The organism is Pseudomonas bohemica, from assembly GCF_002934685.1.
In the GTDB taxonomy this organism is placed as follows: domain Bacteria; phylum Pseudomonadota; class Gammaproteobacteria; order Pseudomonadales; family Pseudomonadaceae; genus Aquipseudomonas; species Aquipseudomonas bohemica.
In genome coordinates, this window is the sequence record NZ_NKHL01000074.1 from 23,669 (window position 1) to 33,324 (window position 9,656).

Consider the following 9,656-nt stretch of genomic DNA (forward strand, 5'->3'; position numbering starts at 1 on the left):
ATGGCCGGGGGCGTTGGCCGTCTTTCGATTTCGATCATGTTCCCGGTGCCTGAAGTATGGCCTTGCCTTCTGACCTGACCTTGCGCGAACGCCTGCAGCCCTCGCTGCTCGACCGCCTGACCGACGAAGAGCCCGGCAATCTTCAGGAAAGCGCGGACAAACGCGTGCTGTCCCTGAGTCAGCTCAAGGCGTCGGTGCTGCGCGATCTGACCTGGCTGCTCAACACCACATCTCTGTTGGGCGCAGACGCCACGCTGCACACCCCAGCGGGAACGTCGGTGATCAATTACGGATTGCCTGCGCTCGCCGGCAACAGCGCCTCGAGCATCGATGTCAGTGTGCTCGAAAGCCTGATCCATCAAGCCATCGCCACCTTCGAGCCGCGCATTCTGCGCAATACGCTGCGCGTTCGCGCTCAGACGCTCCCCGACCAGATGAATCACAACGCCCTGAGCTTCGAGATCGAGGGTGACCTGTGGGCACAACCGGTGGCGCTGCCGCTGTTGCTGCGCACTGATCTGGATCTGGAGACCGGTCACGTGCAGGTCGTGCCAGCCGAACAGCGGAGACGCACATGAATCCGCGCCTGCTGGAGCTGTACAACCAAGAGCTGCAACACGTTCGCGAAAGTGCCGCGGAGTTTGCCAAGGAATACCCGAAAATCGCCGGGCGCCTGACGCTGTCCGGGATCGACTGCGCAGACCCTTACGTCGAGCGCCTGCTGGAAGGTTTTGCGTACCTCACTGCGCGCGTGCAGCTCAAACTCGATGCCGAATACCCGACCTTCACCCACAATCTGCTGGAAATCGCCTACCCGCATTACCTTGCGCCCACGCCGTCGATGACTGTGGTGCAAATGCAGATCGACCCGGACGAAGGATCGCTGAGCAGCGGCTTCACCCTGCCCCGCGACAGCGTGCTGCGCGCGACGCTGGGTCGCGACTCGCAAACCTCCTGCGAATACCGCAGCGCCCATGCGGTGACGTTGTGGCCGCTGAAAGTCAGCCACGCCGAGTACTTCGGCAACCCCGCCACGGTGCTGGGCCGCCTGGCGGCCAGCGAGCCGAAAGCCAAGGCAGGCCTGCGCATTACGCTTAAGACAGGCGCCGAACTGACGTTCAACAAACTGAGCCTGGAAAACCTGCCGCTGTACCTCAACGGCGCTGATGAACTGCCTTTGCGCCTCTATGAACAACTGCTCGGCAATGCCTGCGCCGTATTCGCCCGCCAGCCGGGCGCGGACTGGGTCGAGCGCCTGCCAGGCGATGCCTTGAAGTCGTGTGGTTTCGAAGATCGCGAAGCCGCGATGCCAGTGGTCGCGCAGGCGTTTCAGGGTTATCGATTGCTGCAGGAATATTTCGCCCTGCCGCAGCGTTATCTGTTCGTCGATTTCAGTCATCTTGGGCGCGCCGTACAGCGCTGCAGCAGCCAGGAGCTGGAGTTAATCGTGTTGTTCGAGCGTTTCGACCAGAGCCTTGAAGGCAGCGTCGGACCTCAGCAATTCGTGCCGTTCTGCACGCCGGCGATCAATCTGTTTGCGCGCCGAGTCGACCGGATTCACCTGTCCGACCGGGTCAACGAACACCACGTGATTGCCGATCGCACACGACCGATGGACTTTGAAATCCACTCGCTGACGGGCGTCACCGGCTACGGCACCGGCCCTGAACAGCCGTTTCTGCCGTTTTACGCCGTGCGCGATCCATCGCGCTATGGCCGCGACAAAGCCTATTACACCCTGCGTCGCGAACCTCGCGTGCTGTCCAGCGAGCAGCGGCGAACGGGTACGCGTTCGACTTACGTCGGCAGCGAAACCTTCGTCAGCCTGGTGGACAGCCAGCAGGCGCCGTATCGCCACGATTTGCGGCAACTGGGTGTCAGTGCCCTGTGCACCAACCGCGACCTGCCGCTGTTCATGAACGTGGGCAGCGGCAAGACTGACTTCACCCTCGCGGACAGCGCGCCGGTCGCCGCCATTCGCTGCCTGGCCGGACCCAGTCGTCCACGCGCCAGCCACGCCCACGACCAGAAAGCCTGGCGGCTGATCAGCCAGCTGTCGCTGAATTACCTGTCGCTCAGCGAGCAAGGCCAGGGCGCTGCGGCACTGCGCGAATTGCTGCGTCTGTATGGCGACGGCAACGATGCCGCCCTGCAATTGCAGATCGAAGGGCTGCGTGGTGTCAGCAGCAAAGCCTGTACCCGTCGCCTGCCCATGCCAGGGCCGATCGTCTTCGGGCGCGGTCTGGAAATCACCCTGGAGTTCGACGAGAACGCCTTTCGCGGCACCGGTGTATTTCTGCTGGGCGCCGTATTCGAGCGGTTTCTGGCGCGCTACGTTTCCATCAACAGCTTCACCGAGACTGTGATTCGCACCAGCGAGCGCGGCGAGATCATGCGATGGAAAGCCCAGCCCGGCCGGCGCCCGACCCTGTGAGCACGCTCACCGACATTCAGGAACAGCCCTGGGAATACGATTTCTTCCAGGCCCTGCGGCGTATCGAGTGCCAGTCCCCTGAGCTGCCGCGCTTCGGGCATTCATTGCGTCTGGCTGACGACCCTCTGCGCTTGGGTCAGCAGCCCGATTGCGCATTCGCGCCCTCGACACTGGCGGCGCTGACACCCGCCGAAGACGACAAGCCTGCGCGGCTCGAACAGTTCTTCTTCGGCCTCGGCGGTCCCAACGGGCCGCTGCCGTTGCACCTCACCGAATACGTGCGCGAGCGTCAGCGCAACAACGCCGATAGCACCAGCAAACGCTTTCTGGATATCTTCCATCATCGCCTGCTGAGCCTGTTTTACCGGGCGTGGGCCGAAGCGCGCCCGACGGTCAGCCACGACCGGCCCGACGACGACTACTGGTCAGCGCGGCTGGCCGCGTTCAGCGGTCGCGGCATGCCGAGCCTGCTCGATCAGGGGTTGATTCCCGACACGGCCAAGCTGCATTTCAGCGGGCATCTGTCGGCGCAAACCCGCTATCCGGATGGTTTGAAGGCCATTGTCGAGAGCTACTTCGGCCTGCCGGTAGAAATTGAAGAGTACGTCGGCCAATGGCTGGAGCTGCCTGAGCGCAGCCGGGTAGGCGTCAGTGCCCATCAGTTGGGTGTCGATTTTTGCCTCGGCAGCCATGTCTGGGATCGTCAGCACAAATTCCGCATCCGGCTCGGCCCGCTCACGCTCGACGAATACATGAGCATGCTGCCCGGTGGCGAGCCCTTCAGGCATCTGGTGGCGTGGGTCGCCGAATATCTGGGACACGAACTGGACTGGGACCTGAACCTGATCCTGCAACAACCGCACATCCCCAAATTGCAACTCAACGGCCAGTTCCGCCTGGGTTTCAACACCTGGCTCGGACAACCGAATGAAGACGCCCGCGACCTGATTCTGGCCCGACACTATGCCGATCAGGCGAGCTCGACAGAAGCTGCGCCGGCGACTTCTCCACACCAATACGCAAGGAGCACGGAACATGGGTGAAATCAGTCGCGCAGCACTGTTCGGCAAGCTGAACAGCATCGGCTACAAAGCCATCGAAGCCGCCACGGTTTTCTGCAAGCTACGGGGCAACCCGTATGTGGAACTGGCGCACTGGTTCCACCAACTGCTGCAATTGCAGGACTCGGACCTGCATCGGATCATTCGCCAGTTCAATGTCGAACCGGCCCGTCTGGCTCGCGACCTGACCGACGCACTGGATCGCCTGCCACGAGGTTCGACGTCGATCACCGACTTGTCTTCCCACGTCGAAGAAGCCGTCGAGCGCGGTTGGGTCTACGGCAGCCTGATGTTCGGCGAGAGCCAGGTGCGCACCGGTTATCTGCTGATCGGCATTCTCAAGACGCCAAGCCTGCGCCACGCGCTGCTGGGGTTGTCCGGTGAGTTCGACAAGGTCAAAGTCGAGGCCCTGAGCGAGCGCTTCGACGAATACGTCGGCGACTCCCCGGAAAACGCCCTGAGCGCCAATGATGGCTTTAACCTAGCCGCCACACCCGGCGAGGCCAGCGGTGCGATCGCCCCGAGTGCAATGGGTAAGCAGGAAGCGCTCAGGCGCTTCACCGTCGACATGACCGAGCAAGCCCGCAGCGGCAAGCTGGACCCTATCGTTGGCCGTGACGAAGAAATTCGGCAGATGGTCGACATCCTCATGCGCCGCCGCCAGAACAACCCGATCCTCACCGGTGAAGCGGGCGTCGGTAAAACCGCTGTGGTCGAAGGCTTCGCGCTGCGCATCGTCGCAGGAGACGTGCCGCCCGCACTCAAGGACGTCGAACTGCGCAGCCTCGATGTGGGCCTGTTGCAAGCCGGTGCGAGCATGAAAGGTGAGTTCGAACAGCGCCTGCGCCAGGTCATCGAAGACGTTCAAGCCTCGCCCAAACCGATCATCCTGTTCATCGATGAAGCCCACACGCTGGTCGGCGCAGGCGGCGCGGCTGGCACCGGCGATGCGGCCAACCTGCTCAAACCCGCGCTCGCCCGCGGCACGCTGCGCACCGTCGCCGCCACCACCTGGGCCGAATACAAGAAGCACATCGAGAAAGACCCGGCGCTGACCCGACGCTTCCAGGTCGTGCAGGTCGGCGAGCCGTCGGAAGACAAGGCACTGTTGATGATGCGCGGCGTGGCCTCGACCATGGAAAAACACCATCAGGTGCAGATCCTTGACGAAGCGCTGGAAGCCTCGGTCAAGCTGTCTCATCGCTACATCCCGGCGCGTCAGTTGCCGGACAAATCCGTGAGCCTGCTGGACACCGCATGCGCGCGTGTTGCCGTGAGCCTGCATGCCGTGCCTGCCGAGGTGGATGACAGTCGTCGGCGCATCGAGGCCCTGGAAACCGAGCTGCAGATCATTGCGCGGGAGCATGCGATTGGCATCGAGACCGGCGCGCGTCGAAGCAACAGTGAGGCATTGCTGAACACCGAGCGTGAGCGTCTGGCAGCACTGGAATCGCGCTGGAGTGAAGAAAAATCACTGGTCGACGAACTGCTCGCCACCCGCGCCGAATTGCGTGAAACCGCAGGTGTCGTCGATCAAGACGCAGGCACTGAGCAAAGCCATGCCCTGCGTCAAAAGCTGGTTGACCTGCAAACCCGCCTCAGCGCCCTGCAAGGCGAAAGCCCGCTGATCCTGCCGACAGTGGACTATCAGGCCGTCGCTTCGGTGGTCGCCGATTGGACCGGGATTCCGGTCGGGCGCATGGCGCGCAACGAGCTGGAAACCGTGCTCAACCTCGACCAGCACCTGAAGAAACGCATCATCGGTCAGGACCACGCGCTGCAAATGATCGCCAAGCGCATCCAGACCTCGCGCGCCGGGCTGGACAACCCGAGCAAGCCCATCGGCGTGTTCATGCTCGCCGGCACCTCCGGGGTAGGCAAGACCGAAACCGCGCTGGCCCTGGCCGAAGCCATGTATGGCGGCGAGCAGAACGTCATCACCATCAACATGAGTGAATTCCAGGAAGCCCACACCGTTTCCACTCTCAAGGGCGCGCCGCCGGGTTATGTCGGGTATGGCGAAGGTGGTGTGCTGACCGAGGCCGTTCGGCGTAAACCCTATAGCGTGGTGCTGCTCGATGAGGTGGAAAAAGCCCACCCGGATGTCCACGAGATCTTCTTCCAGGTGTTCGACAAGGGCGTGATGGAGGACGGCGAAGGTCGGGTCATCGATTTCAAGAACACGCTGATTTTGCTCACCACCAACGCGGGCACCGCGTTGATTTCGCACTTGTGCAAAGACGCGCAGAACGTGCCGGACCCGGAAGACATTGCCAAGGCATTGCGTCAGCCATTGCTGGAAATCTTCCCGCCCGCGCTGCTCGGTCGCCTGGTGACCATTCCGTACTACCCGCTCAGCGACACCATGCTCAAGGCGATCACCCGCTTGCAGCTCGATCGAATCAAAAAGCGCGTGGAGTCGACGCACAAAGTAGCGTTCGAGTACGACGATGCGGTAGTCGACCTGATTGTCTCGCGCTGCACCGAAACCGAAAGCGGCGGGCGGATGATCGACACCCTCCTGACCAACACCCTGCTGCCGGACATGAGCCGCGAATTCCTGACGCGCATGCTCGAAGGCAAGCCAATGGCGGGCGTACGCATCAGCGAGCGCAATAATCAGCTGGATTATCAGTTCAGCGATGTCGGTGCCTGATCCGACGCCATCGCGAATGAATTCGCTTCTACAGGTGCTCGCATTCCTTTGTGGGAGCGGATTCATTCGCGAAAAAAACTGATCCCGGACTTGATGAGATAACCCATGCAATTCACGCAACTCACCCGCCTCGCACAAGTCACCAGCCCTCTGGGCCCGGACGTGCTGCTGCTCAAACACATGAGCGGCGGCGATGAGCTGGGGCGGCTGTTCGAGTACGAGCTGCAACTGACTTCCAATGACGACGCGATCGACCTGAATCAGCTGCTAGGCAAGCCCATGAGCCTGTCTGTGCAGCTGAGTGGTGGCGGCAACCGTTATTTTCATGGGCTGGTTTCGCGTTGCAGCCAGAACGTCGACACCGGCCAGTTCGCCAGCTATCAGGTCACGCTGCGGCCTTGGCTGTGGCTGCTGACCCGCACCTCCGACTGCAAGATTTTCCAGCATCTGAGCATCCCGCAGATCATCAAGCAGGTATTTCGTGACCTGGGTTTTTCGGATTTCGAAGATGCCCTCAGCCGCCCTTATCGCGAGTGGGAATACTGCGTTCAGTACCGCGAAAGCAGTTTCGATTTCGTCAGCCGCCTGATGGAACAGGAGGGAATTTATTACTTCTTCCGCCACGACAAGGATCGCCATGTGCTGGTGCTGGCTGACGCCTATGGCGCGCATCAATCAGCGCCGGGTTATGAGTCGGTGCCGTTCTACCCGCCCGATGGCCAGCATCGCGAGCGCGACCACATCAGCGACTGGCGCCTGGCGCAGGAAGTCCAGCCCGGTTCGCTTGAGCTCAACGACTACGATTTTCAGCGGCCAAGCGCGCGCATCGACGTGCGTTCGGCCATGCCCCGCCCGCACTCGGCAGGCGATTACCCGCTGTATGATTACCCCGGCACCTACGTGCAGAGCCAGGACGGCGAGCACTACGCCCGCACTCGCATCGAAGCCATTCAGAGCCTGCACGAACGCGTAGAACTCAGCGGCAGCGCGCGTGGGCTGGGCGCTGGGCATTTGTTCAGCCTGAGCGGCTTCAGTCGGCAGGATCAGAATCGCGAATACTTGATCGTCGGCACGCGCTACCTGGTGACTCAGGAAAGCCTGGAAACCGGCGGCAGTTCCGCAGGCCTGCAATTTGAAAGTGCCCTGACCTGCATCGACGCACAACAGAGCTTCAGGCCGCTGCCGAGCACTGTCCGGCCCATCGTCAAAGGCCCCCAGACGGCCATGGTCGTCGGCCCCGGTGGCGAGGAGATCTGGACCGATCAATTTGGCCGGGTGAAGGTGCATTTCTATTGGGATCGCCACGATCAATCCAACGAAAACAGCTCATGCTGGATCAGGGTTTCCCAAGCCTGGGCGGGCAAGAACTGGGGTTCGATGCAGATTCCGCGCATCGGACAGGAAGTCATCGTCAGCTTTCTCGAAGGCGATCCTGACAGGCCGATCATCACCGGCCGCGTTTACAACGCCGAACAGACCGTGCCCTACGATCTGCCCGCGAACGCCACGCAAAGCGGCATGAAGAGCCGCTCGAGCAAAGGCGGCACGCCAGCGAATTTCAATGAAATCCGCATGGAGGACAAGAAGGGCGAGGAGCAGTTGTATATCCATGCCGAGCGCAATCAGGACATCGTGGTCGAGGTCGATGAAAGCCACGCGGTGGGGCACGACCGGCACAAAAGCATCGGCAACGACGAAACCGTCACCATCGGCCAGGATCGGGTTCGCGCTGTCCAGCGTAATGACACGCTGCACGTCGGCGGCGCCAAGTCTGACAGCATCAGCACGGGCTATCTGATCGAAGCCGGTTCACAGATCCGCCTGGTCTGCGGCAACAGCGTGCTGGAGCTCAACGCCAGCGGCGAAATCAATATCTCGGGTTCTTCGTTCAAGCTGTACGCCAGTGGCAAAGGCGATATCGATACCGGCGGGCGCCTGGATCTGAACTCTGGTGGGGCGGGCGCGGTGGATGCTGCGGGCAAGGGCATCAAAGGCGTTATCGATGCGGCGGTGAAGGCGTTCTTTCCAGGGAAAAAAGCGTAACCTGCACATCAGCTTTCAGGTAGTAAACGGGCCAAGGCGCGATGGTATTTGGCGACTCTCTGCAAATCCTTCTCGGTGATCGAAGGAAGTCGGGTGAGGTCAAGGTTGTCCTTGATATCGGCGATCTTGACTCGTCTGGCCAAGGCGTTGGACCGAAGGCGTGAGATGAAATCGTCGTACGCCTCTGCCGGCCGCCTGGAAAGGCAATCGATAGCCTCGACGGCGGCTTCAGATATACCTAACGCCCTCAAGTCTTCAAGCGTGATGTGACTGTCCTCGACCACATCGTGCAAAACGCTAACGACCTGGGCTTCTTCATCGTGGAAATTAAGCATCAAGCGCAAGGGGTGAAGGATATATGGCTTGCCGGACTTGTCTACCTGACCGGCGTGGGCCTTACAGGCAATGGCAATGGCTGTGTCGAGAGTACTCATCGGCGGGGAAAACCTTTTTCATATTCTTCACGAGATATCTCACGTCCGTAAAGTATGGCGTCGTTGTACAAACGGCTGTCCGCCGGTACGAGCTCCGCGCTCTCGTCGGCTCCGTAAAACTTCACATGTACCGTGCGAGCGCGATGATCCCAGCGAAAGGTAACCTCCTCGAAATCATAATCGAGGTATACGTCTCGAGCCGCGAATACGCTCAAATCATCAATTCCCATTGCCACCTCTCACGGCCTCGTAGTAGGCCTTGCTCTTGCCCGCTATTACTTTTGCGTCAGGATCGGTCTTATCCATTACCCTGAATTCTTCGTAGTATTTATGCCCCAAGCCACCCGGCACATCAGTCTTGGCCGCGACAGCGTCGTAGGTCTCGTCACCCAGAAGACCGCGCGCGAGAGGTTCCGACTCTTTCGCGTAAATCATTTCTGGTGAGTTTACTTGGATTTCCCCTGGGATACCGGCGCGCGTCTGCATTGTCGAGTTCACCCCACTGTAGCCAAGTGGGTCAGTGGCCCCATCGATGATCTTGACATTGGCGCCCCGGCTGCCAAGCTCGGCTGCCACCGCGTGAACCTGGTCGGACTCGACAATGATTGTGTTCCGGGCCAGGTCCTTGATCCGGGTCGCGTCCCCCTCATATTCAGAGTTAATCTTCTCCAACGCACGCGCCATGGACTTGATCGGCGCTTTTGCAACCTTGCCGCCGAATTGAGCGGCGACCTCATCGGCCATCGCATCGATCTCAGCCTTTGCTGCCGGAGCTCGTGCGTAAACCTCCTCGAACGTCCTGGGAGTCGTCGGCTTGCCCAGCTTCGCCATCTTCGGCCCCAGACCCAGCAGGGCCATCCCTGCCATACCCTGCAGCAGATCACGATAACCCGGTCCGAGCCGGTCACCCAGATCGCCCAACAGGGTCATCCCGCCCATCATCGCCAAGCCAACCACCCCGAATCCGGCCAGTGCAGCCACACCTGCCATCGCTGCCAACACGAGTCCTGCGCCCGCAGCGATCAGCC

The 9,656-nt window shown here is 61.0% G+C and carries 7 protein-coding genes and 1 pseudogene; 5 read left to right on the plus strand and 3 right to left on the minus strand.

The features are described 5' to 3' along the window. The first annotated feature begins 56 nt into the window (after positions 1–56). The 5 genes from tssE to CE491_RS02970 all read left to right on the plus strand — a co-directional run bounded on the left by tssE (position 57) and on the right by CE491_RS02970 (position 8,194). On the plus strand, positions 57–578 hold the full coding sequence (gene tssE / locus CE491_RS02950) for a type VI secretion system baseplate subunit TssE (RefSeq protein WP_407681318.1): 522 nt from the start codon (positions 57–59) through the stop codon (positions 576–578). Continuing rightward, positions 575–2,434, plus strand: coding sequence for a type VI secretion system baseplate subunit TssF (tssF, locus tag CE491_RS02955; protein ID WP_110946876.1), 1,860 nt, complete (start codon positions 575–577; stop codon positions 2,432–2,434). The genes tssE and tssF overlap by 4 nt, the downstream gene beginning before the upstream one ends. Beyond that, positions 2,398–3,477: a type VI secretion system baseplate subunit TssG gene (gene tssG / locus CE491_RS02960; RefSeq protein ID WP_110946877.1), complete on the plus strand. Its 1,080-nt coding sequence runs from the start codon at positions 2,398–2,400 to the stop codon at positions 3,475–3,477. The genes tssF and tssG overlap by 37 nt, the downstream gene beginning before the upstream one ends. Further along, positions 3,470–6,151, plus strand: a complete 2,682-nt coding sequence (tssH, locus tag CE491_RS02965) for a type VI secretion system ATPase TssH (RefSeq protein ID WP_110946878.1) — start codon at positions 3,470–3,472, stop codon at positions 6,149–6,151. Before tssG ends, tssH begins: the two co-directional genes overlap by 8 nt. Before the next feature lie 105 nt (positions 6,152–6,256). Beyond that, on the plus strand, positions 6,257–8,194 hold the full coding sequence (locus CE491_RS02970) for a type VI secretion system Vgr family protein (protein ID WP_110946879.1): 1,938 nt from the start codon (positions 6,257–6,259) through the stop codon (positions 8,192–8,194). A gap of 8 nt (positions 8,195–8,202) precedes the next feature. Here CE491_RS02970 and CE491_RS02975 read toward each other — a convergent pair whose 3' ends face one another. From CE491_RS02975 to CE491_RS02985, 3 genes and pseudogenes are all read right to left on the minus strand, one after another. After that, positions 8,203–8,628 (minus strand): GTP pyrophosphokinase, encoded by a 426-nt coding sequence (locus CE491_RS02975; protein WP_110946880.1) that lies wholly within the window; start codon positions 8,626–8,628, stop codon positions 8,203–8,205. After that, positions 8,625–8,858, minus strand: coding sequence for a hypothetical protein (locus tag CE491_RS31455; RefSeq protein WP_110946881.1), 234 nt, complete (start codon positions 8,856–8,858; stop codon positions 8,625–8,627). The genes CE491_RS02975 and CE491_RS31455 overlap by 4 nt, the downstream gene beginning before the upstream one ends. After that, a pseudogene (locus tag CE491_RS02985) lies at positions 8,848–9,656 on the minus strand (T6SS effector (p)ppApp synthetase Tas1); the annotation flags it as partial. The gene CE491_RS31455 and the pseudogene CE491_RS02985, both read right to left, overlap by 11 nt.